The organism is Enterococcus mundtii (assembly GCF_002947535.1).
GTDB lineage: Bacteria > Bacillota > Bacilli > Lactobacillales > Enterococcaceae > Enterococcus_B > Enterococcus_B mundtii_B.
In genome coordinates, this window is the sequence record NZ_PUAP01000026.1 from 102,953 (window position 1) to 125,033 (window position 22,081).

Consider the following 22,081-nt stretch of genomic DNA (forward strand, 5'->3'; position numbering starts at 1 on the left):
TTTATCCGCATTTATCAACAAAAAAAGACTAGAAAAATGTTTAAGATTCTTCCAGTCTTTCTTTCTATTATTTATCATACCGTTTTCTTTTCGATGAACTAGGGATTCCTAACAAGTCACGATATTTGGCGACTGTTCGTCGAGAAATCGAAATTTTGTCATTTTTCAATAGTTCTACTAATTTCTGATCAGATAATGGCTTGCTTTTATCTTCAGCATCCACTAATTCTTGGACTTTTTTCTTCGCGGTATCTGCCGATAGATCTTCCGCACTTTCTGCATTTGTAGGTTGGAGTCTCGTCGTAAAGAATTTTTTCAATTCGAAGACACCAAAATCGGTTTCAAGATACTTGCCATTGACTGCTCGACTGACCGTTGATTCGTGGACGTCGATTTCTTCTGCGACTTCTTTTAAGGTCAACGGACGGATCGGGCGTGCGACATTTGTAAAGAATTCTTTTTGCCGAGAAACAATGATTTGCGCCACGCGCATGATCGTATCACCACGTTGCAAAATCGTTTTTTGCAGCCACTCGAATTCTTGTTTTCGTTCTTTCAAGTAAGCCTGTGTTTCTTTATCCGCTTTTTTTTGCATTTGTTGAAAATAAGCTTCTTGAAAACGTACATTCGGTTGGTTGCCTCGATTTGAGATGACTTGGACTTCTTCACCTGTTACGACAACTTTGACATCGGGGATGATATATAAACCGCTACTATGGTCAAAGACTCGTCCAGGACTTGGGCTAAGGGTTTGGATATAGTCAAAGATGCGTTGTACGTCGCTTAATGGAATCGAAAAATGTTGAGCAATCTCTTTCCATTTACGTTCAACTAATTGATCGAACCATTCTTCCAAGACGATGTAAGCCAATTCGGGGGCATAATCATCTCGTTCGGTTTGTAGCATCAAACATTCTTGTAAACTACGCGCTCCCACACCGGCTGGCTCTAACTGCTGGATCAGTGTCAATGCGTCAAGCATTTGGATCGGTGTCGCATTCGTTTGTTGGATGGCGTCTTCTAAAGAAATAGTCAAAAAACCATTCAGGTCGATATATTCGATCAAATATAAGATCAACTTACGTAAAAAAGTATCTCGGTAATTCAAATGGACTTGTTCGATCAATGATTCAAAAAGTGAGCCTGTTGTATCAGGGATCTGATTCAAGTAGCTCGTCTCTTCCCCTTCATAACTAGCGCTACGTTTTTGGTAATCGGGTTGCCAATCCGGTTCGATCACTTCTACTAAGGGGTTTTCCAACGCCTGGTTTTCAACAAAAGCCAATAGCTCTTCGCTGTTATACTGCAAGACTTGGATGGACTGTTGGAGTTGCTGTGTCATGGCAAGTTTTTGTGTTTGTTGTTGTTTTTGTGAAAAATTTTGTTCAAATTTCATTTTTTTGCCCATTCCCCTTGTAATTTATTTTTGATTTCGATACAATTGTTGCAGTGCTTGCGTCCTTAGTGTAGTGGATATCACGTAAGATTCCGGTTCTTGAGACGGGGGTTCGATTCCCTCAGGACGCGTCTACTGTTATCTTAGCATATTTGTAAGGATTTTGCTTTCAAATTTCTAAGAAAAAAAGCGGTTTTCCTAGATAGGAAACCGCTTTTTTTGATTTCTTCATGGGATTTCAAAAAGTAAACCGATCTTCTATGTAACTATAGTAAAAATGATTCGTTAAAGGTCCAGGATCATAGTGTTCTTTCAGACCATCACCTTGATGAAGCGTTAAACCGTTTCTTAAAGTGGCTGTTTTTTGATCATAAAAATCACCATTGATGATATAAAATATTCGGTTAGAGTCCTCTAAATAAGCAAATACATCCCCTGTAAAATGTTTTTCCAATCCTTGATCAGCTGATTTCAACTGAACGGATAAAATCGACTTGATGGCTCGGAAATTTCCACTTTCACTCGTTTCACAGTATAACAATAAAGTTGGTTGGTATACTCTGTTGACTGTTATGTTTTGAGAAAAGATACGGTAGATTGTACCATTATGTATTGCGCTTTGCGCCATTTGCTCAGTATAGCCTAGTTGTTTTTTGGTTTGTTCTTCGGTCAGTTGATATTCTCTTGAAATGACACGAAGCAATTGCTGAAAGTCCAACTTACTGGACATTGTGCGATATGTATTTCTTTCATTTTGCGTTGATAGATTCAAGGATGTTTGCTCTTTTGGTGATGAATGGACCAAGAGAAACAACCCAAATAAAATCACAAGAAAACCGATTACTTTTATTCGTATTGACTTTTTCATTGATTACTCCTATTTATTTGTTATTCTTCTGTCTATAATCATAATCGGAAATAGCCAATGAAGCAAAGAGTTTTTATAAAAAACAAACGTTTTTTATTTTCTCGCTTGATGATATAACCTATTTTCCCAAGAGGTCGGAACAGAATTGTTTAGCCTCAAAAAATAAGGAGCCATCCACGAAAATTATTTTTCAAATTTTGGTGGATGGCTCCTTATTTCCAAAGAAGTTACTTCTGTTTCCGCCGTTTATTCGATTTTAAGTGGTGCGAGAGGATGATTGTCCCACTCTCTTTCATTTTTTATCAATCATAAGGCACATAATCTTCGTAACTTTCTTCGGTATTCAATGCTTCATTTTCAATAAAATAGTTCATACCACCCATCAATTCCGAACCCATCGGTCCGTTTAAAGATAAATCATGACGTTCAATCATTTCTCGGTATTCATCTGCACTGATCACCGCACCGGTTTTCAAGCTCTTGTATTGCTTCGGTGTTTCCTCCACTTCCTGATCCAACTTTGAAAAATCTGTTTCTTTGTATGACACGAAATAGCCATGAGAAAGTTTCCGTTCGACTACTTCATTGCATTCAGGACAGCGGATCGGCATTTCTTTTTCTCGATGCTTCACGATGTGACGTACTTCATTATAATAGAATTTCGTCTGACAATTGGGACATTTTAGTTGATCATCTAACATATCGATCGTCTCCTTCTATTTTTGATTATCATGTCTCAGCTTCGATTTCATCATACTCCTTTTTACAGTAAATGAAAAAAGATTCGCTGACCTCAAATGATGTATTTTCCTAAATCAGTTCTATGCGCCGCAAAAATATAACTTCAACACTAAAACAGTACTTTAGGTTTTCTAGTTGACGTTCTGCCTTGCTCTATAGGACTTTTTACTTTTGTTCGAAGACAAAAAAACTGCAAGGCTACTTTTACAAGTAACTTGCAGTTTCATGTGATTTCTCTTACTTATTCTTCGGGGAAATCTTCGTCTTCAAATTCTTCGTCTTCTTCGTCATCGTCTTCGATGATGCTTAGATCTTCTTCGATGTTTCCTGGGATCTCTTCTTCGTCGTCTCCAGTATCTGCACCAATTTCTTGTAAGTCTGAATTGTATGCAGCGATTTCTTCATCATCGTCATCTTCATCTTCAAAAAGATCATCATCGTCTTCGTCAGACAGATCAGTATCTTCTGGGTCATCATCGTTATAATCGATAGCATCTTCGTCATCATTGATAAAGGCATTGACTTTTTTGCGTTTACGACGACGTGGTGTATCCTCGTCTTCTTCGTCGATTCCATGGTTGACTTCTTCATCGATCGAATCGATGGCATACCATGAACGCAAGCCCCAACGATTGTCCCCTAATGAAATAAAGCTACCGTCGATATTTAAGTCAGTATAAAATTGTGCGAGTGAATCACGAATGTCACTATCTGATTTGCCAAGATATGTTTGAATCTCATTTGCTAAATCAGAAAAGTCCATCACATCACCACGCTGCTCTAAGATCGCGTGTGCGACTTCGATCATTGATAATTCGTTTTTGTTTGCACCTTCAAATACACTAATTTCCAATCAGGACACGTCCTTTCACAGTCTACTCCTTATCATACAAAATCACAGGTAAAAAATCAAACGTTTCTTTGCTATTTATGCAGTAAAATCTAAGACCATCTCATATTCGCCTATTTTTTCTACACCCATGAACAAATCGTAATCGATCATGACCTTGCCAGCCGTTGGACGATCTTTTAGACTGACGTGTAGTTCTTTTGTGAATGTGTCGACTTGGATCATTCCATAAGGCGTGCGGTAATGGGTTTCTAGACGCTCCCGATAGGCAAATTTTAAACGCATACGCATTTCACCAGCACGGATCAATTGCACGTGACCATCCGGCATGATCTTGATTGTGACAGGAATTTCTTCTTGTCCTTCTTGGATCTCTTTATAGCGTATGTATAAGGTATCGCCGATTTTGACCATCTGTCCTTTCAGATCAAAATAAAAATCTTGATGCTCTCCTTGTTGTTTCACTTTTGTACGTAATTGTATCGAAATCGGTAATCCAGATCGTTCCATTTGACATTCTCCTTTTCTCATAGCTACATTGTTCCCACTTTCCACTGATTTGTCAACTGACAGGTATAGAGAACCAATAACTTTTTTCATTTCTTCTTTATTATTTTGGAGTATAATGAAGAAAGAAGGAGTGATACTCCTGTATATTAGAATGAGTTGCGGTTGTGATAATCGCTGCTCAAGCAGATTTAAATAGGAGTTGAGTACATGACGTCCATCATTTTGGATCAAGAAATCTACCAAACAAATGATTTTTCTCCCTTTGCTTTAACGGATATTTTAACAGAGTATGCTAAAAAAAATCAACAAACTTTTCTACATTTTTGGCAATATGAACAGACGATCATCCTCGGTATGAAAGATACCCGAACCCCTTTTTTATCTGAAGGGATCAAGGTCATCCAAGATGCGGGATTTACACCCGTGATTCGTAATGCTGGCGGATTAGGTATCGTTTCAGATGAAGGGATTTTGAATATCTCGTTGATTTTCCCACAAGAAGATGAAAACAAGATCTCGATCGATGAAGGATATGAAAAAATGCTCGCTCTTACACGTCAGGCTTTTCCTGTTTATGCAGACAAAATAGAAGCCTATGAAATCAAAGATTCATACTGTCCTGGTACGTACGATCTCAGTATCAATGGTAAAAAATTTGCTGGGATCGCACAGCGGCGGATCAAAAATGGTATCTCTGTGATGATGTATCTGAGCGTGAATGGGGATCAAGAAAAACGTGGCGGACTGATGCGACAGTTTTATCAACAAGCATTGAAAGAACAATTCGGTACAAACGGCTATCCTGCGGTGGCACCCATAAGCATGGCAACACTAGAACAGTTATTCGATACACCGTTTACCGTTGCTCAAGTAAAAGATTTATTTATCGACGCTTTCACTACATTCTATCCAACAAGTATTTCGATGGACTCTGACACTTGGCGTGAAGCCAATGTTTCACCAGATGAATGGCACGCACAAATTGAGCGTATGACCCAACGAAATGCACTAAAGGAGCTGGCTTATGACAACACCTTATAAATACAGACTGTTACCAATGGAAAAAGTTTTTAGAGATCCTGTGCATAACTACATCCACGTGCAACATCAAGTGATTTTAGACTTGATCAATTCGAAAGAAGTCCAGCGATTGCGACGGATCAAGCAACTCGGCACTTCGTCATTTACTTTCCATGGCGCAGAACATAGCCGTTTCACCCATTCACTTGGTGTATACGAAATCTCCCGACGCATCTGTGACATTTTTTCAAGAAATTTCTCCATTGAAAAAATCGGCCCTTCTGGTTGGGATGATCGGGAACGTCTCGTGACTTTATGTGCCGCCTTACTCCATGATATTGGCCACGGGCCTTATTCACATACCTTTGAACATATTTTCCAAACCAATCATGAAGCAATCACTGTAGAGATCATTACTTCGCCAGAAACGGAAGTCTATCAGATTTTGAATCGTGTCGAAGAAGGTTTTCCTGAGAAAGTGGCTAGTGTGATCCAAAAAACGTATCCAAATCCACAAGTCGTCCAAATGATCTCTAGCCAAATCGATGCCGACCGCATGGATTACCTTTTACGTGATGCCTACTTTACAGGTACTGAATATGGTACGTTCGATTTGACAAGGATTTTACGTGTGATCCGCCCCTATCAAGGTGGGATCGCCTTTTCCATGAATGGGATGCACGCCGTAGAGGATTATATCGTCAGTCGCTACCAGATGTATGTCCAAGTGTACTTTCATCCTGTTTCTCGGGGAATGGAAGTCGTCTTGGAGCATTTACTGCACCGTGCCCATGAACTTTATCATCAAGAAGATGATAGCTTTGCTCGACACTCACAGCTACTGTTGCCGTTTTTGGATGGTACATTTAGTTTAGATGAGTACTTAAAACTGGATGATGGCGTCTTGAATACGTGTTTCAGTCAATGGACGGATTCATCTGATCCAATCCTCAGTGATTTAGCTAAACGCTTTTTAAATCGTAAACCATTGAAATCTGCGATGTTTTCCGGGGATCGTCAGTCGCCATTAATTGCTGAATTGACCTCTTTAGTTGAAAAAGTTGGCTACAATCCCAACTATTATACAGCCATCAATTCCAGCTATGACTTGCCTTATGATTTTTACCGTCCAGAAGAAGGCAGACATCGCACACAAATCGAAATCTTGCGAAATGACGGAACTTTGGTAGAATTATCAGAGGTCAGTCAATTAGTTGCTGCACTCGCAGGGCAAGAACAAGGGGATGAGCGCTTCTTCTTTCCAAAAGAAATGGTCGATCCTTCCTTGCGTAATCACTATGATCTTTTTGATGAAACCTATCAAGAATTTGCGCGTCATATCCATAATGGCGCATTGATTGAAGAAATAAACTAACTAAGGAGAATATTATGTCTATCAAATTAGTCGCTATCGATATCGATGGCACCCTTTTAAATGAAAAAAGAGAAATCACTCAGGAAGTAAAAGAGGCAATCGCACGCGCGGTTGAAAAAAACGTGGCGATCGTTCTATGTACAGGTCGTCCGCTTCCAGGTGTCAAAAACCAATTGAATGAATTGGGATTATACCAAGACAACGATTATGTGATCACTTATAACGGAGCTTTAGTCCAACAAACAAAATCTGGTAAGATCATTGCTCGTCATGGCTTGACTTATGAAGATTTCTTGGAGATCGAAGTCATGGCAAGGCGTGTGGGAAGTCATTTGCATTCGATCGATGATCAAACGATCTATACAACGAATCGTGATATCAGTCCTTATACTGTCCATGAGGCATTTTTAGTCAACATGCCATTGAAATATCGGACAGCTGATGAAATGACACCTGATATGAGTATCGTGAAGATGATGATGATCGATGAACCAGCGATCCTAGATGCGGCCATCGCTCGTTTACCGCAAACCTTCCGCGAAAAATATACGACTGTCAAGAGTTCACCTTTCTACTTTGAGATCTTGAATAAAGAAGCAAGTAAAGGCGCTGCTGTTGCTAACTTAGCGCAACATCTTGGAATCGATCAAGATGAGATCATGGCGATTGGTGACAACGAAAATGATTTGTCGATGATCGAATACGCTGGATTGGGCGTGGCGATGGGAAATGCCGTTCCGTTGATAAAAGAAGCTGCTAATGTGGTGACTGCAACCAACGATGAACACGGGGTTGCCGAAGCAATCAAAAAATATGTCTTGTAAAAGTAATGAATAAAAAAAACAGCTCATTTCGAGGACCGAAGTATCGGCTCTTTCTTATGAGCTGTTTTTTTGTTCAATTTTGTTTCATTGCTAGCCATTTTTCCACTGCCCAACGATGACTTCCTCGTTTTAATTTTTCTAAAGCAGTTTCAGGAGTGACCCACCAGATCGATTGGTCTTTTTCGGTCGGTTCCCCTACCTTTTGCCAACTCTTTGCTACATAAAAATAGCCGGGATTGTGGAAGTAGGTTTTTCGATGGTTTGAGTAAAAATATTCCGCTGCTTCTCCTAAATAACAAGCAATCTCTGCGTTGATCCCCATTTCCTCCAGTAATTCACGAGAAATCGCTTCTTCGTTCGTTTCACTTCCCTCTTTTTCACCACCCGGCAAAAAAAAGGCACCATTTGGCGCTTCGATCATTGCGATTTTCCCATGGGTTTCGACAATGATATACGCTGCGTAACGGTCTTGGTAATTTGCAGACTCGTCTTTTTCGCCAAACATTGGGTTTTCCATAGGTATTGTCCCTTCATCTTTTTCTTTCTATTCTACATGAGAGTTTTCTCATAAACAAGCACAAACCCATAGTGTACTTGAAATTTTTGATATGATAATGAGGAAAAGGTAAAATAGAAAGGAAGATATATTTATGAAAATGGCTCACACTTGCGTCCGCGTAAAAGATCTTGACGCTTCTTTAGAATTCTATCAAAAAGCATTCGGCTTTGAAGAAAGCCGTCGTCGCGATTTTCCAGAAAACAAGTTCACACTGGTTTACTTGACTTTACCAGGAGATGACTATGAATTAGAGTTGACTTACAACTATGATCATGAAGGCTACGATTTAGGAAATGGCTACGGTCATATCGCTATTTCAGTTGAAGACTTAGAAGCACTTCACGAAAAACATCAAGCAGCAGGCTTCAACGTGACTGACTTGAAAGGACTGCCAGGAACAGCTCCGTCTTATTACTTCGTTGTCGATCCTGATGGTTACAAAATCGAAGTCATTCGTACAAAATAACTAGCGCAACACTAAAAAAACAGAGGATGTACACACCACCGTGTATACTTCCCCTGTTTTTTTCTGTTTTTAAATCCTCTTACTGCTAACCGATCAATACACTCTCTTCTGGATATTTGTACTTCATCCCTACTTGATTTCCTTTTACAAGGATAGAGAAAAAGACGGTTAAAATCCCTACACGTCCGATATACATCAATGACATGATGATCAGCTTTCCAACTTCTGTCAGATCTGGTGTCAAGCCCATTGTCAAACCAACTGTTCCAAATGCTGAAAATACTTCAAAGGCAATATATTCGATGCCTGAAGTTTCTGGGATCGTCTCGGTTACAGATAAGACCATGATCGCCAACATACATAAAGACAATGTAACGAAAAACAATGTTAACGCGCGAAGAACAGCTGCTGGACGGATCGTCCGCCCAAAGGCCTCAGCTCTGGTTTTTCCTTTAAATGTCGCGTGCATTTGAATCAATAGGATACCCAAAGTGGTGGTCTTTAACCCACCAGCTGTTGAACCTGATGTTCCACCGATATACATCAAGACCATTGTCAACATCAAACCGGCATGGCTCATTTGTAAATAGTCGATGGAGTAGTAACCAGCTGTTCTTGGTGTGACACTCATGAAGAACGTATTCGCTAAACGTTCCAGATAAGTTCCTTCAACTAGATGGATCGCATTTTGTTCGGTAAAGAAAAAGATGATAAAACCACCCACCAATAAGCCGCCAGTGACAATCAATGCAATTTTTGAGTGGAGAGTAATTTTCTTTACTTTATGATAACTAAGTAGATCCCGCCAAACAATGAAACCTAACCCACCAGCAATGATCAGCGCAGAGACCACCATTAAGAGATAGATGTTTGGCTGATCATTTGCTAAGCTATCCCCTAACAAATCAAACCCAGCATTACAAAAACTTGATACGGCATGGAAGATACTGTACCAAATCCCTTTTGTCCATCCGTAAGTCGGCACAAATGTAAAACTCAAGGCAAGTGCTCCCAGCCCTTGGATGACCATTGCGAATTTCAAGATATAGAGCATCAAACTCATAACACCTGACATGATCTCAAGATTCAATGCTTCTTTTAGTAAGATCCGCATACTAAAGCTGACTTTTTTCTTCGCTACTGCAAAGAAAATAATGGGGATCATCATAAAACCTAAACCACCGATCTCGATCAAAACCATGATCAGAAACTGACCGGCTTCATTCCAATGCGCCGCAGTGTTCAACGTAGTCAAACCAGTGACACAGACGGCTGAAGTTGCAGTAAATAATGCATCAATATAATTCGTCGGTTCGCCACTTTTACTAAAGAAAGGCAAAGTAAGTAAACTGCCACCAACTAAGATCAAAAGAAAAAAGCCAACAGCAATCAATTGAACTGGTGACAGTTGTTTTGTTATCCTCTGTTTCATTCGAATCACTCCTCTAAGACCGTTAGCTACCTTCGCAACGAACAAATGAAGTAGCTATTGCTCTCACGGATGTAAAAGTAAGTCCGCCAAACGCTCGCTCTCTTTTCATCCCTTATCTTACCCTGTTTTTCTTCTTCCAGCAAAGAATTTGAGTCTTTTTCCTCCCTTAGACCTGTTCGTTTGATACACAGGCTTTCGAACAAACAATAGGAATGCTCAAATGAGTTCTAAAAAAAAACTCCAGATAATAAGCCATAAACGTCCGAAATTAGTTAAAGATATTTTTCGACATTTACGGCCTATTCTTCGGAGCTTAGAACTGTAGCTCGGATGAACGAACAACGTTACTAATTTGCTCGGATGACTTAGCTAATCAGCATTCCCCATATTTTTCACTTTGATCAAGCGAGTAACTTCCGCACGTTCATTTTCTTCCAACTTCATCTTGATATAATAGATCGTTTCTTCTAGTTGTGGGATCGTCATGTACTCTAACGCATTCACTCTACGACGTGTTTTTTCGATCTCACCGGCCATCAGTTGACAAGTTTTCTCGATCTCTGTCAACTCAAGGAGCTTAGGAAGAAATGAGGTAAACCGATCGATCGAACGGTCTAATTCTGCATTGGAATTCAAATACCCATAATCCACTGGTGCTTCGCCTAGCTGTTCGTCATATTCAAAATTCATGATTGGTACTTTAACGCTCATGATGTTTTTTTCGATAACAGCTAACTCGACATTTTCAGCCGGTAGTACAAACAATTCATCAATGAAGGCTTCCGGCAATGAAGCTTTCGCAAGGACAAAATCGCTCATAGCCGCTGTCATTTCTTTTTCCACTATTTGGCGCAACTCATTGTTCTTACGGATCAGTAGGATGAATTGACGCATCAATTCATCCTGTTTATCCTTCAACAGTTTGTGTCCTCTTGTTGCAGTCGTCAATTGTTTTTTTAGTCGTGTCAATTCCATTCGTGTCGGATTAACATTTAATCGAACCATCTGACACTCACTCCCCTTCTGGCAGGTACTGGTCAAGCAGATCGTCTTTGATCCGTTTTAATTCCGTTCGTGGAAGCATGGCTAAAAGTTCCCATCCTAGATCCAGCGTTTCAGCGATCGAGCGATTGGTATAAAAACCTTGATTGACATATTCTTTTTCAAAACGCTCCGCAAATTTTGCGTAGATCTTGTCCACATCTGACAACGCCGATTCCCCTAAGACAACAGCTAATTCTTTGGCTTGTTTGCCTTGAGCATACGCCGCAAACAATTGGTTCATCGTTGCTGCATGATCTTTTCTAGTTTTCCCTTCACCTGTTCCTTTATCTTTCAAACGTGAAAGTGAAGGCAAGACATCGATCGGTGGTTGGATGCCGCTCTTATACAATTCCCTCGTCAAAATGATTTGTCCTTCTGTGATGTAGCCGGTCAAATCAGGGATCGGATGGGTCTTATCATCTTCTGGCATAGTCAAGATCGGGATCTGTGTCACAGAACCCTTCAACCCACGGATCCGACCCGCACGTTCATATAAAGTTGCTAAGTTCGTATAAAGATACCCTGGATAGCCACGACGACCTGGTACTTCACGACGGGCAGCAGAAATTTCTCGTAATGCTTCGGCGTAGTTAGTCATATCTGTCATGATGACTAACACGTGCATCCCTTTTTCATAAGCAAGATATTCAGCTGCAGTCAATGCCATGCGAGGTGTTGCGATCCGTTCGATAGCTGGATCATTCGCTAAGTTCATGAACATCACTGAACGATCGATTGCTCCCGTCTGGCGGAAGTCTTCCATAAAGAATTCTGCTTCTTCAAAGGTGATTCCAATGGCAGCAAAAACAACTGCAAAATCATCGGAAGAATCTAATACCGTCGCTTGTCTCGCAATTTGAGCAGCTAATTCTTTGTGTGGCAAACCAGAGCCGGAAAATACCGGCAATTTTTGTCCTCTGACCAAAGTGTTCAGGTGATCAATTGCTGAGATACCTGTTTGGATAAACTCATCGGGATAATCACGAGCCACCGGATTGATGACTTCTCCATTGATGTCCAAGTATTTTTCTGGTAGGATTTCTGGCCCATTGTCTTTTGGGCGACCCAATCCGTCGAATACGCGACCGATCATGTCTTCAGAAACCCCTAACTCTAATGGGTGTCCTAAAAAGCGGACCGTTGAATCTCTCAGATTGATCCCACTTGTTCCTTCAAAAATTTGGACCATCGCTTTGTCTTCTTGTACTTCAAGCACTTGTCCACGACGAATCTCGCCATTTTGCATTCGAACTTCGATCAATTCTTCATATTTCACACCAGCGACTTTTTCGACCGCCATCAAAGGTCCGACCACTTCGCCAATCGTTCGATATTCTTTAATCATCGGTCATTCCTCCTTCTGAAACGATTCTTTGGATCGTTGGTTTGATATTCGCTTGGATTTCATCTAATTTCTCTAATTCTGTTTCTGGCACGAATTTACTACGACCGATTCGTTCTCTCAATCCCGCAGTTCCTTTCATGATCTCACTTAGATAAGCGCCTAATGAAATCGCCTGACGCGCTTCTTCACCAAAAGATAGGATCAAATTCAACATCTTGAATTGTTTTTCTCTAGAAGTAAATGTATCCACATCATCAAACGCATTTTGTTGTAAGTAATCTTCACGAATGGATTTTGCTACTTCAAGCGTCAAGCGATCATTATCTGAAAGTGAATCGACACCAACAAGACGCACGATTTCATTCAATTGCTCTTCTTGTTGCAAGATACGCATCCCTTCTGCCACCATCTCTGCCCAATTCTCTTGTAGGATCTGATCCATGTAACGTCCCACTTCTGACGAATAAAGAGAATAGCTTTGAATCCAGTTGATAGATGGGAAATGACGTTTTTGTGCCAAACTGGAATCTAATCCCCAGAAAACTTTCACCACACGTAATGTATTTTGAGTCACTGGCTCAGAAACGTCTCCACCAGATGGTGAAACCGCACTGATCGCTGTAATGCTTCCTTCACGTTCTTCATCACCTAAAGCAATCACACGTCCTGAACGTTCATAGTATTCTGCCAAACGAGAACCTAAATAAGCAGGATAACCTTCATCGCCAGGCATTTCTTCTAAACGTCCACTCATTTCTCGCAAAGCCTCTGCCCAACGAGAGGTCGAATCTGCCATGATCGCCACGTCATACCCCATATCACGGAAATATTCCGCAATAGTGATCCCTGTATAGATCGATGCTTCCCGTGCGGCTACTGGCATGTTCGATGTATTGGCAATCAATACGGTACGTTCCATCAATGATTCCCCTGTATTAGGGTCGATCAATTCAGGAAACTCATTTAGTACATCCGTCATCTCATTGCCACGTTCACCACAACCGACATAAACCACCATGTCGACATCCGCCCATTTAGCAATTTGGTGCTGAACAACTGTTTTACCAGCACCAAAAGGGCCAGGTACAGCGGCAGCTCCGCCTTTTGTCACTGGGAAAAAGGTATCGATAACACGTTGTCCCGTGATCATTGGCGCGTCCGGATTCAATTTTGCTTTGATCGGACGACTACGTCTAACAGGCCATTTTTGCAACATCGTCAATTCTCGCAAGCCATCTTCTGTTTCAATCACACAAACCACTTCATCGATCGTAAATGATCCTGCTTCTATTTTTTTGATTTTTCCTTTCACACCATGAGGTACCATGATTTTGTGTTGGATGATCTTTGTTTCATCCACCACACCTAGAACATCTCCGGTGCTAACTTCTTGTCCCACTTCAGCAGTTGCTTCAAACCACCATTTTTTTTCATGGTCTAACGCTGGTAATTGGACACCACGACTTAAAAAGTTACTTTGTGTGATTTCCATGAACGTATCCAAAGGCCGTTGGATCCCATCAAACATTTGGGAAATGATCCCAGGTGCCAACTCAACAGATAACGCTTCACCTGTTGAACGTACGGGTTCACCAGGACCGATCCCTGAAGTTTCTTCATATACTTGTATCGATGCGACATCTCCGCGCATCTCAATGATTTCGCCGATGACTCCTAACTCTCCCACTAAGCACATATCTTGGATACTTGCATCTGACATATTTTTTGCCATCACGAGAGGGCCGGAGACTTTTATGATTTTTCCAATTTGCAATGCACTATCTCCTTTACATTCTATAAGATATTTTGTCCAACTGCTTTTTCCACACTCTTTTGAATCTCTGCTACGCCGATCCCCATCGTTCCTTGATGGCTAGGGATTAGGACAATTGCTGGTGTCATCGATTCTTTATAGCGTTCAATCGTCTCAGGCGTCATTGCCGCAGATTGTTCTGTGACATAGATCACTCCATAGGCGCTTTTTGCCATTTGTTCGATTGCGCGCCTCACTTCTTGTGGCTCTGTCGCATAGTGCACATCAAACCCAAATAATTTAAATGGTAAAACAGAATCTTTGTCGCCAACGACACCGATTTTATGCGTCATAGACTTGTCTCACCCTTTCTCTGATCGTTTCATTGTCAAACTGATTTTTCTTACCGATCACTAATAATCGAAGATTTTTGCTCTCGATTTCTTTTGCATTCAAGAAAGCAAGTAAAGGTAACGGGCCAAAAGCCTGCGTTTGTGCGGCTTCATACAGCGAAGATAAATAATCGTCTTTGATTTGTTCTAATCGAACAAAATCCAGTTCTCCTTCATGGATTGCAGGTTCGATCAATTTACGATAATCCGTTGTTTGCAGAAAGTTCAAATAGGTATCCAGCTCACTTTTAACAAAAGTCAAAAACGTTTTTTTCGGGATACTGCCAGAACTTGATAGTACTGCGGTCATAAATCCACTCGATCGTTGTTGCAAGATGCCGCGCGCCATCGTCGTGATATTAGTCAAATCAATAAACGCAATGATTTCTTCCAGTAATTCCGGATAACCAAGTTTCTCTCCAAGACGGCGTTGCTCTGTCAAGAAGTAGCGATCATAGATGACATCGATTCCTTGTAACACAGAGGATTCTTCACAATATTCATGGACTTCACGAATACTATCCATCAACTGCGATGGCAATTCTGTAGAGGCTTGTGTATGGATTGCTTGCTTTAACGTTTCACAAGAATAAAACCCATCGTTACGATATAGATGATCGAGATTTTTGCCCGTCATCTCAGCTTTTGTCAATACTTTTAAATTATGGAACGTATAACGCATCGTATAGACCCAAACGACTTCGGGTTCTGGTGCTGATTCTTTCAACCAAGTAAATAGTTTGCCCGATTCAGCCAACAGATTTTCCTCAAAGTCCCGTTCAAAACCTTCGTAGATATAAGGATGGTAAATCGTTGTTTTTAACATTTCGCCTAATGCGTCCAATGATTTCGTCTGGATCATGCGATCAAAGTCTTCTTTTGATAAAAGTTCTAACTCTCTTCCACGAATCAAGGGATTTAATTCATGATAATCCATTCACCGATCCCTCCTTACTCGAATAGTTGTTTCGCAATTTCAAAGCGCATTTGTTCTTGCACTTCTTGTACTAGATCACTATAGACAAAGTTGTATTGTACGCCTTGGTCATCAATCAAAAATCCTGCTTCTTTGGCAATCCTTCGTTCGCTTAGATGCAAGGTAAAAGGCAACTGTTGATTCCACTTTGTCACTACTTCATTGGTTAAAATAGCAGCAGATTTTTCTCCGGATAATAAAGTAACCTCACCAGATAAGGATAATGTCTGCACCATATTGAACATCAATGAAAGTTGATCTTCTGCTGGCCAACTTTCTAATTCTTGGCGTGCTTCAGCAAACAAACGATGTAAAAATTCTTGTTTTTCATTGAGTGTTGCTTGACGCACTTCCACCTGTTGGCGATTTCTTAATTGTCGGTAACTCTTTTCAATTTCTTCAAGCTCTTTAGATTTTTGCTTTTCATAATCTGTTTCTAAACGCGCACGCTCGATTTTGAACTGCTGATCGATTTTTTCACGTTCTGCTTTTTCAAACGCCGCTCGTTCTGCTTCAGCTGTTTCATTCATTTGACGAATGATATTATCAATGGCGTTCATTGTTTTTCCTCCTTGTTTAAGCATTCAATACTAATAAGAAAGAAATAACGAAGCCTAAGATTGCGTATGTTTCAACCATTGCGGCAAAGATAATTCCTTTAGTTGCATGTTCTGGTTTTTTCGCTAAGATTTGGATACCTGCAGCAGATACTTTCCCCTGAGCAATCCCAGAAAACAATCCAGTAAAGGCGATCGGTAATGAAGCGCCTAAAAAATTCAATCCTTGGACAACCGACATATCTGCATTTAAATTGATAAAGATCAAGAAGGCGATTACGAATCCATAAAGTCCCTGTGTTCCAGGAAGCAATTGTAAAATCAACGCTTGTCCGAATTTTTCCGGTTGACTCGTCGTCAATGCCGCTGCGGCTTCACCGGTCATCCCCACACCTTTCGCTGATCCGATCCCTGAAAAGATCGTTGCTGTTGCCATTGCTAATACCGCAAATACCATTCCACCATTTTGAGCAATTAAGTAATCCATCATTTTTTAAAATTCCTCCAATTTTTTTCTACTTTTTCTTATGATTGATATTGACATATTTTTCCGCTGTTTTCAGTGGATCGAAGGCCCGTCCGCCTCCGGTATAAAATTTGCCGAAAAATTCGACATATTGCAATCTCGCTCCATGCACGTAGGCACTAAGCAAGGTCAAGAACATATTCAACGCATGTAAAGCAATGATCAGTAAGATCCCGACGCTAAAACGTGCGGCCGGCGGCATGAAAGCAACCAACATATTGAAGGCAGCGCCGATACTCCCACCAGAGATCCCCAATGCCATCAAACGTGTATAACTCACTAGATCACCGATATAACCAGTCAATCCATACAAATTATACGCCCCTTTTGCGGCACCTTTGACTTTGGAAGAAGATTGAAAAATCGGAATAATCAAAATACATAGCGCTGATAAAATCGCTAATCCTGCACCTAGGTAAACAAAGATCGGGTTCTTAAGAATCATACTACCAAGCAATAAAAGGACGACTCCTACTAAAATCCCTTGCCAGGCAAATCCATCATTGATCGCATCCACGTAATCTTTACGCTTGATATGCTCTTTTGCTGCGAGAAACAAACCGACTAAAATCTGGATAAGTCCAAAGACGACCGATAAGACTAAGATCGTATTGACATCATCTGTTGTAGACAACAATGGGAATGGCAAGTGGATACCTAACACTTCGGTCGGTAACGCTTGTCCGAAAAATGAACTGTAAATAAATCCCCAGATGATCGACGGAATGGCTAAGATCTCGAAAAACTTAGCAAATCGTTGCATCCCTCGAGGCAATACCAACAATTTTTGTGCAATGATTGCGCCTATAAGCATGAGTAAGCCATAACCAATATCAGCCACCATCATCCCGAAAAAGACAAGATAAAATGGCGTCATCCATGGTGTCGGATCGATTTCATGATACTTAGGTAAACTATACATTTCCGTCAGCATCTCAAATGGCGCAACAATTGGATGATTCTTCAATTTCGTCGGTACTTCTTCATTGATCTCTTCTTCTGTTGGTTCTTCGAAGCTGAGAAAGACTTCATCAGCAGACAACACATTTTCTACCTGCTGGATCAATTCTTGCTTTTCTTCCTCACCGACCCAACCTTGGACAACGATCAGGTAGGGTGCCCAGACAAAGCGATCCTTCACTGCTTCTCGTTCTGCCATTGCTAATAGGATTTCTTCTGCCCATTCCAATTCTTGGATGTAACTACTACAATGACCGATTTTGATCGCTAATTTTTTTTGCGCTTCATAACAGGCTTGCAACTCTTGTTTGATTTTCTGTAGCTGTTCTTTTGGCGTGACATCATAAGGATATGCTTCTTTGACAAAACCATAACGAGTAGCGATTTCATCGACAGCGGAGGCTGAAGTTTTGAGCACCACATAAGTCAAATAAGCGAAATGATCCGTTTCATTGATTTCTTCCACATAGACTTCTGGTATTTTTGCTAATGTTTCTCTAAACTCTGTCGCATTAGCAACACTGATCGTTCCCATCACAACTGTTGTTTGTTGGCTGCTAAAGCTTTGTGGAATAAAATCTAGATTTGACCAATGTGTCAACCAGTCTTCTTGCTCTGTCAATTGTTCTCGTTGTTCTGCCAGTGTTTCCCATTGTTTCTTTAAACCTAATATTTCAGTTAATCGCTTCGTAAATTCTTCTTCCGAATAATTTGCTTCTAGTTCCTGCAAGGTCAGTTCTCTTCGTTTGAGGTGTTGCTTCTTTTGTTGCTTGTCCCCGTGGTGATCAATGAATTGAACTGCTTCTCTTGTTTGCATGATCCGACTAGAGAGCGCATTGACGATCGGTTCTTTTTCAAAAATCGCTGCTTTAGGAAAGTAAGTATCGACCCATTGATTATTTGTCGTTTCTTGAAAAAGATCTCGGATCTCCACATTTTGGATGCCTTGGATCGTTTTTAACAGGACATCCTCATGGCGCTTATCGGAAATAAGAGTGACTTTCTCCATCTTAGTGACGGCCATAAGTTTCTTTCACCCTTTCAATGATTGCGTCAACCGCTTGCTTCCGTTGCTTTTCATATTGTTCTTGTACGATGGATTGCAATCGTTTAGCATCTTCGTTCAATTTATTTTTTTCAGCAGTAGCTTGATGTTGTTCTGCTTGTTTTTTTTCTTCAAGCAACTGTTCTAAAAGTTTCCGCTGGTCTATACGAAATTGATTCAACTCTGCTTCTTTGATTTGTTTGTACTCTCTCAATTCCTGATGAAGTTTTTGCATGGTTTGTTCATTTGCTTTTTCAGCTTGTTGGATTTTTTCTAACGCTTCTAACACATTTCCCACATCCTTTCTCTAAAAAAAAAGAGGGACATCCTTTCTTTTTTCATTGAAAGTATGTCCCTCTAAAAATAACTTCAGATAATCTAGGCACTTCCAAAAAAATGTTCTTCTCACCCCTTGAAGAACTAGATCCTTGAAGCTTGCGCCCAACCATTTATATATTTCTTACTTACAAGTATAACAAATTCAGGTGAAATTTCAACTATCTGATATGTTTTTCCTCTCAGAAAGCTCATAACTGACAGTAAATGAGCAAGTTTAGATAAATATTCTACCTATTATATAATTACGTACGTTTTCCAAAACAAATATTTTAATTTTTTTTTAACTATTGTTAAAATAGAAGTAGTTAATGAATGGAGGAAATCGTATGCATCAAAAAATTGGTATCGTAGCCAATCAATTACTGCGGGTCACAGAAACATTTCAAGGAAATCGAGTCACTTATACCCCGCAAGGCTTTGTTAATGCGGTACAGCAAGCAGGGGGCTTACCTTTGCTCTTACCTATTTCTTCCACAGAAAGCGCTCGTGACTACATTCAGTTAGTCGATAAGCTACTCCTTGCTGGTGGTCAGGATGTCAGCCCTTCACTCTATAACGAAGCGCCTCACCCTAAATTGACAGAAACAAACCTCGATCGAGATTTGTTTGAACAGGCGTTGATCAATGAAGCATTGAAGCAAAATAAACCGATCTTAGCTGTGTGTCGTGGGATGCAATTATTGAATGTAGCGTTAGGTGGTAACCTTTATCAAGACCTCACTTTATATCCAAATTGGTCAGTCAAACATGAACAACAACCAACCCCACCGCAATTTGCTACGCATGAAATCACAGTCGAGCCAGATAGTTTGCTCCATGAGTTATTACCTACTTCGTATTTTGTGAATTCTTATCATCACCAAGCAATCAGGGATCTTGCTCCGTCGCTAAAAGCGACAGCTTACTCTCCCGATGGATTGGTGGAAGCTGTTGAAAGTAAAGAATCTGACCAACGAATACTTGGCGTACAATGGCATCCTGAACTCATCCATCAGAAGAATCCACTTGACCAAAAATTATTTGACTATTTTGTTCAGTCGTTATGATCGTTACAAATAAAATGAAAAGCCTGCCTTGCCGAAACATACTGTTTCAGCAAATCGGGCTTTTATTTATTTCATGCTACGAACCTTGATCAGCAGTTAACTTCTACGATACTCAAGCAACTTGTTTAATTCCTGGATTTGTCGCTGCAATTCGCTTCCTTTTGTCGTATCTCGATTTAGTTTTCGCGGCAACTGTTGATCAATGACCTTTTTGACTTCTGCCAAACCATTGGCTGTTTCAAATTGTTCCTCGATGCCTAAAAATGGATAGTGGGTCACGATTTGAAAGCCATAAGAGTTACATAGCAACGAATAACCTGCAATGCCTGTTGTTCGTTGATACGCCTTTGATAAACCACCATCAATCACGAAAACCGTTCCATCCGCTTTGATCGGTGACTCCCCTTTTTTCACTTTGACTGGTGTATGACCATTGATGATCACTGAACCATAAACAGGGACACCGAACTCACGTCGTACTTTTTGACTCAACCATTCTTTATCTCTTAATCGGTAGTAAGCATTGCTGACTTCCACATGCGTTTCTTTTTCCGCTAAATGATAACGCTCAAACGTAGCCATCTTACTTTTACCAAACAATGGCGAATAAGGGCCACTCCATGCGTACCAAATCAAATCAGTCGCTAAGTCTTCTTTTTTCTTCAGTGATTTTGCACTTTCACGAATCTGTTCTTCAAAGAATGTCATCAATCGCTTCCCTTGATATGTCTCACTCCCAAGTTTAAAACTCAGAAAATCACCATGTTCATCTACTGGCATACAACCATGGAACAAGACACTCTGGTTCGTGACGAGATACATCCCCCCTTTTTCTAAAAGAAAATCCATATGTTTTTGCATACGGAGTGAATGTTGAAAAGAATACAACAACATATCGATCACTCGCCGCTCGTCTTCCGTTAAACGATCCGGTTCCTGCGTAGAAATCGTCTGGAAACATGGGTGATGGATCGTATACTTTTGACCATCTAAAAATAACTCATTTTTTTCATAGTCGATATTTGCTAAGATATCCCGATCTGCCATCTCAAATTCCGGTCGTCGTTTCAGTAATTGGGATTCTAATTTGAATTGCATGATTGCGAGCGCTTGATGGATCTTTTCCATTTCTTCTCTTTCGCGTTCCGTCGCGTCTTGACTATTCTTCGGCGTAAACAAAGGGTTTGTCTGATAAGTTTCTGTAGCAAACGAACAAAGGGAACGAAGATTCAGCGCGTACTCTTTTTCTAACTCGAATAAATAATTATACCGCGCAGCGATACGCAGTAAGGTCAACAAACAAGTTTCCGAGCCACAATAAGCACCAAGCCATAAAATATCATGATTGCCCCATTGGATATCGATTGAATGGATCTCCATCAAGCGGTCCATCACTTTGGCGGCTTGCGTCCCCCGATCAAAGATATCTCCGACTACGTGGACATGATCGATCACCATTCGTTGGATCGTATGCGCTAACTTTTTTAAAAAGCGCCCTTCTTCATTCATCTCAATCAACTGATCGATGATTTTACTCACATAAGATTTTTTTCCTTGCACACGATCATCAACGTACAATAATTCCTCAATGATATAACTATACTCTTTAGGCAAGCCTTTTCTTACTTTTGACCTCGTGTACTTGACAGAAGTGAATCGTAGTAACTCGATCAATTGATGGATCAACGTTGTTTTGTCTTGTTTTTTATACCAGTCAGTCGCTAATGCGTATTCCGGATATGCAACAAAAATCGTTAAACGTTTCATCTCTTCTTCACTTAAACACTCTTGAAACAAATCTTTGATTTTTTCTCCTAGATTTCCTGAACCATTTCTCAATATATGATCAAATGCTGGAAATTCTCCATGAATGTCACTTAAAAATAATTCGGTTCCTTTTGGTAATTGTAAAATTGCTTCTAAATTGATGATTTCAGTAATGACTTCTTCTTTTGTTGGGAATTTTTCTGACAATAATTCTAAATATTGATCCATCCAAACGCCTCCAAAATTGGAATACCTAAAATTATAGGATAAATAATGGATATTTACAACAA

General features: G+C 40.3%; 22 protein-coding genes, 1 tRNA gene and 1 other annotated feature. Of the genes, 6 read left to right on the forward strand and 17 right to left on the reverse strand.

Annotated elements, in window-relative coordinates; all coding sequences use genetic code 11:
• Positions 1-67: 67 nt before the first annotated feature.
• Positions 68-1,396: an RNA polymerase factor sigma-54 gene (gene rpoN / locus CUS89_RS08380; protein WP_104871801.1), complete on the reverse strand. Its 1,329-nt coding sequence runs from the start codon at positions 1,394-1,396 to the stop codon at positions 68-70.
• Positions 1,397-1,455: 59 nt separating this feature from the next.
• On the opposite strand from rpoN, the gene CUS89_RS08385 reads away from it, so the two are divergent.
• Positions 1,456-1,527 (forward strand) — tRNA-Arg (locus tag CUS89_RS08385).
• A gap of 107 nt (positions 1,528-1,634) precedes the next feature.
• On the opposite strand, the gene CUS89_RS08390 is transcribed toward CUS89_RS08385, so the two are convergent.
• From CUS89_RS08390 to CUS89_RS08405, 4 genes are all read right to left on the reverse strand, one after another.
• A complete protein-coding gene (locus CUS89_RS08390; protein WP_104871759.1) occupies positions 1,635-2,264 on the reverse strand; it encodes a hypothetical protein in 630 nt (209 codons plus the stop codon).
• A gap of 302 nt (positions 2,265-2,566) precedes the next feature.
• Entirely contained in the window at positions 2,567-2,965 is a 399-nt protein-coding gene (locus CUS89_RS08395) for a hypothetical protein (RefSeq protein WP_104871760.1), read from the reverse strand.
• 281 nt (positions 2,966-3,246) lie between these two features.
• Positions 3,247-3,858 (reverse strand): DNA-directed RNA polymerase subunit delta, encoded by a 612-nt coding sequence (rpoE, locus tag CUS89_RS08400; protein WP_019723160.1) that lies wholly within the window; start codon positions 3,856-3,858, stop codon positions 3,247-3,249.
• A gap of 75 nt (positions 3,859-3,933) precedes the next feature.
• Positions 3,934-4,365: a DUF1934 domain-containing protein gene (locus CUS89_RS08405; protein WP_104871761.1), complete on the reverse strand. Its 432-nt coding sequence runs from the start codon at positions 4,363-4,365 to the stop codon at positions 3,934-3,936.
• A gap of 207 nt (positions 4,366-4,572) precedes the next feature.
• On the opposite strand from CUS89_RS08405, the gene CUS89_RS08410 reads away from it, so the two are divergent.
• From CUS89_RS08410 to yidA, 3 genes are read left to right on the forward strand one after another with little or no spacing between them, the layout of a single operon-like run.
• The gene (locus CUS89_RS08410) at positions 4,573-5,406 is read left to right on the forward strand and encodes a lipoate--protein ligase family protein (RefSeq protein ID WP_104871762.1); all 834 of its coding nucleotides are present in this window, start codon (positions 4,573-4,575) and stop codon (positions 5,404-5,406) included.
• Positions 5,390-6,760: an HD domain-containing protein gene (locus CUS89_RS08415; RefSeq protein ID WP_104871763.1), complete on the forward strand. Its 1,371-nt coding sequence runs from the start codon at positions 5,390-5,392 to the stop codon at positions 6,758-6,760. The genes CUS89_RS08410 and CUS89_RS08415 overlap by 17 nt, the downstream gene beginning before the upstream one ends.
• A 14-nt stretch (positions 6,761-6,774) precedes the next feature.
• Positions 6,775-7,584, forward strand: coding sequence for a sugar-phosphatase (gene yidA / locus CUS89_RS08420; protein WP_104871764.1), 810 nt, complete (start codon positions 6,775-6,777; stop codon positions 7,582-7,584).
• 73 nt (positions 7,585-7,657) lie between these two features.
• Here the strand turns inward: yidA and CUS89_RS08425 are convergent, their stop codons facing one another.
• Positions 7,658-8,101 (reverse strand): NUDIX hydrolase, encoded by a 444-nt coding sequence (locus tag CUS89_RS08425; RefSeq protein ID WP_104871765.1) that lies wholly within the window; start codon positions 8,099-8,101, stop codon positions 7,658-7,660.
• A 133-nt stretch (positions 8,102-8,234) separates the two neighbouring features.
• Between CUS89_RS08425 and gloA the strand changes: the two genes are divergently transcribed.
• Entirely contained in the window at positions 8,235-8,609 is a 375-nt protein-coding gene (gene gloA, locus CUS89_RS08430) for a lactoylglutathione lyase (RefSeq protein WP_104871766.1), read from the forward strand.
• 85 nt (positions 8,610-8,694) lie between these two features.
• Here the strand turns inward: gloA and CUS89_RS08435 are convergent, their stop codons facing one another.
• The 10 genes from CUS89_RS08435 to CUS89_RS08480 all read right to left on the reverse strand — a co-directional run bounded on the left by CUS89_RS08435 (position 8,695) and on the right by CUS89_RS08480 (position 18,928).
• Positions 8,695-10,041 (reverse strand): TrkH family potassium uptake protein, encoded by a 1,347-nt coding sequence (locus CUS89_RS08435; protein ID WP_104871767.1) that lies wholly within the window; start codon positions 10,039-10,041, stop codon positions 8,695-8,697.
• A gap of 369 nt (positions 10,042-10,410) precedes the next feature.
• Positions 10,411-11,046 carry a V-type ATP synthase subunit D gene (locus tag CUS89_RS08440; protein WP_104871768.1) on the reverse strand — a complete coding sequence of 212 codons (636 nt, stop codon included), beginning with the start codon at positions 11,044-11,046 and terminating at the stop codon, positions 10,411-10,413.
• Between the two features lie 7 nt (positions 11,047-11,053).
• Positions 11,054-12,430, reverse strand: coding sequence for a V-type ATP synthase subunit B (locus CUS89_RS08445; protein ID WP_019723166.1), 1,377 nt, complete (start codon positions 12,428-12,430; stop codon positions 11,054-11,056).
• The gene (locus CUS89_RS08450; protein ID WP_104871769.1) at positions 12,423-14,204 is read right to left on the reverse strand and encodes a V-type ATP synthase subunit A; all 1,782 of its coding nucleotides are present in this window, start codon (positions 14,202-14,204) and stop codon (positions 12,423-12,425) included. Before CUS89_RS08450 ends, CUS89_RS08445 begins: the two co-directional genes overlap by 8 nt.
• Positions 14,205-14,224: 20 nt before the next feature.
• Complete coding sequence (locus CUS89_RS08455; protein ID WP_019723168.1) at positions 14,225-14,536, reverse strand: V-type ATP synthase subunit F; 312 nt, start codon at positions 14,534-14,536, stop codon at positions 14,225-14,227.
• Positions 14,526-15,512 (reverse strand): V-type ATPase subunit, encoded by a 987-nt coding sequence (locus CUS89_RS08460; RefSeq protein ID WP_104871770.1) that lies wholly within the window; start codon positions 15,510-15,512, stop codon positions 14,526-14,528. The genes CUS89_RS08455 and CUS89_RS08460 overlap by 11 nt, the downstream gene beginning before the upstream one ends.
• A gap of 14 nt (positions 15,513-15,526) precedes the next feature.
• Positions 15,527-16,111, reverse strand: coding sequence for a V-type ATP synthase subunit E (locus tag CUS89_RS08465; RefSeq protein WP_104871771.1), 585 nt, complete (start codon positions 16,109-16,111; stop codon positions 15,527-15,529).
• Between the two features lie 16 nt (positions 16,112-16,127).
• On the reverse strand, positions 16,128-16,598 hold the full coding sequence (locus CUS89_RS08470) for a V-type ATP synthase subunit K (protein ID WP_010734843.1): 471 nt from the start codon (positions 16,596-16,598) through the stop codon (positions 16,128-16,130).
• 25 nt (positions 16,599-16,623) lie between these two features.
• On the reverse strand, positions 16,624-18,618 hold the full coding sequence (locus tag CUS89_RS08475; protein WP_258082406.1) for a V-type ATP synthase subunit I: 1,995 nt from the start codon (positions 18,616-18,618) through the stop codon (positions 16,624-16,626).
• Positions 18,605-18,928, reverse strand: coding sequence for a hypothetical protein (locus CUS89_RS08480; protein ID WP_104871772.1), 324 nt, complete (start codon positions 18,926-18,928; stop codon positions 18,605-18,607). The genes CUS89_RS08475 and CUS89_RS08480 overlap by 14 nt, the downstream gene beginning before the upstream one ends.
• Positions 18,929-19,038: 110 nt before the next feature.
• Positions 19,039-19,086 (reverse strand) — a sequence feature (sodium ion sensor (DUF1646 type); this cis-regulatory element may regulate processes involved in with the transportation of sodium ions).
• Positions 19,087-19,304: 218 nt separating this feature from the next.
• Here CUS89_RS08480 and CUS89_RS08485 point away from each other — a divergent pair.
• Positions 19,305-20,024, forward strand: coding sequence for a gamma-glutamyl-gamma-aminobutyrate hydrolase family protein (locus tag CUS89_RS08485; protein ID WP_104871773.1), 720 nt, complete (start codon positions 19,305-19,307; stop codon positions 20,022-20,024).
• Positions 20,025-20,120: 96 nt separating this feature from the next.
• Here CUS89_RS08485 and CUS89_RS08490 read toward each other — a convergent pair whose 3' ends face one another.
• Entirely contained in the window at positions 20,121-22,019 is a 1,899-nt protein-coding gene (locus tag CUS89_RS08490; protein WP_104871774.1) for a fructose-1,6-bisphosphatase, read from the reverse strand.
• Positions 22,020-22,081: the final 62 nt, after the last annotated feature.

Coding starts and splice junctions, on each gene's coding strand:
- rpoN (WP_104871801.1), bottom strand. CDS start 1,396: ATGAAATTTGAACAAAATTTTTCACAAAAACAACAACAAACACAAAAA.
- CUS89_RS08390 (WP_104871759.1), bottom strand. CDS start 2,264: ATGAAAAAGTCAATACGAATAAAAGTAATCGGTTTTCTTGTGATTTTA.
- CUS89_RS08395 (WP_104871760.1), bottom strand. CDS start 2,965: ATGTTAGATGATCAACTAAAATGTCCCAATTGTCAGACGAAATTCTAT.
- CUS89_RS08405 (WP_104871761.1), bottom strand. CDS start 4,365: ATGGAACGATCTGGATTACCGATTTCGATACAATTACGTACAAAAGTG.
- CUS89_RS08410 (WP_104871762.1), top strand. CDS start 4,573: ATGACGTCCATCATTTTGGATCAAGAAATCTACCAAACAAATGATTTT.
- CUS89_RS08415 (WP_104871763.1), top strand. CDS start 5,390: ATGACAACACCTTATAAATACAGACTGTTACCAATGGAAAAAGTTTTT.
- yidA (WP_104871764.1), top strand. CDS start 6,775: ATGTCTATCAAATTAGTCGCTATCGATATCGATGGCACCCTTTTAAAT.
- CUS89_RS08425 (WP_104871765.1), bottom strand. CDS start 8,101: ATGGAAAACCCAATGTTTGGCGAAAAAGACGAGTCTGCAAATTACCAA.
- gloA (WP_104871766.1), top strand. CDS start 8,235: ATGAAAATGGCTCACACTTGCGTCCGCGTAAAAGATCTTGACGCTTCT.
- CUS89_RS08435 (WP_104871767.1), bottom strand. CDS start 10,041: ATGAAACAGAGGATAACAAAACAACTGTCACCAGTTCAATTGATTGCT.
- CUS89_RS08440 (WP_104871768.1), bottom strand. CDS start 11,046: ATGGTTCGATTAAATGTTAATCCGACACGAATGGAATTGACACGACTA.
- CUS89_RS08445 (WP_019723166.1), bottom strand. CDS start 12,430: ATGATTAAAGAATATCGAACGATTGGCGAAGTGGTCGGACCTTTGATG.
- CUS89_RS08455 (WP_019723168.1), bottom strand. CDS start 14,536: ATGACGCATAAAATCGGTGTCGTTGGCGACAAAGATTCTGTTTTACCA.
- CUS89_RS08460 (WP_104871770.1), bottom strand. CDS start 15,512: ATGGATTATCATGAATTAAATCCCTTGATTCGTGGAAGAGAGTTAGAA.
- CUS89_RS08465 (WP_104871771.1), bottom strand. CDS start 16,111: ATGAACGCCATTGATAATATCATTCGTCAAATGAATGAAACAGCTGAA.
- CUS89_RS08470 (WP_010734843.1), bottom strand. CDS start 16,598: ATGATGGATTACTTAATTGCTCAAAATGGTGGAATGGTATTTGCGGTA.
- CUS89_RS08475 (WP_258082406.1), bottom strand. CDS start 18,618: ATGGCCGTCACTAAGATGGAGAAAGTCACTCTTATTTCCGATAAGCGC.
- CUS89_RS08485 (WP_104871773.1), top strand. CDS start 19,305: ATGCATCAAAAAATTGGTATCGTAGCCAATCAATTACTGCGGGTCACA.
- CUS89_RS08490 (WP_104871774.1), bottom strand. CDS start 22,019: ATGGATCAATATTTAGAATTATTGTCAGAAAAATTCCCAACAAAAGAA.